Genomic DNA, 521 nt, shown 5'->3' with positions numbered 1-521 from the left:
AATGCTGACCGTCGATATGCCATCAGTCGGACACAGTTCTCATTGGCCTTTGACGGAAGATTCAAGCTGTCTTCATCAAGCCGTGTTGAATGAGCTTTATTCCATTCCTTACGTTGATCATCACAAAGTTGGTTTGGTCGGTTTCCGTTTTGGTGGCAATGCCATGGTTCGTCTGTCTTTTCTTGAGCAAGAAAAGATCAAAGCGTGTGTGGCACTAGGCGCACCGGTGCATGATCTGTTTACCTCACCGAAAAAGCTGCAAAAAATGCCGAAGATGTATCTGGATATGCTGGCTTCTCGTTTGGGTAAAAGCGCAGTTGATATCAACAGCATGGCTGGGCAGATGATGGCTTGGTCATTGAAAGTTCAAGGCTTCTTGAGCAGTCGTAAAACTAAGGTGCCAATTTTAGCGCTGAGCTTAGAAGGTGACCCCGTTTCTCCTTACAGTGACAACCAGTTAGTCGCGCTATTTAGCCACTATGGGCAAGCGAAGAAGATCAGTTCCAAGACAATTACAAAAG

At 45.9% G+C, this 521-nt stretch carries 1 protein-coding gene; it reads left to right on the top strand.

Features of this window, described 5'->3' with window-relative positions; all coding sequences use genetic code 11:
* Window positions 1-521, top strand: a 521-nt coding sequence (locus R7Q11_RS29245; protein WP_225467354.1) for an alpha/beta hydrolase, incomplete at both ends; no start/stop codon positions are given.

The organism is Vibrio sp. 970, assembly GCF_033339075.1.
This window is presented reverse-complemented; position numbering and strand designations above follow the sequence as displayed.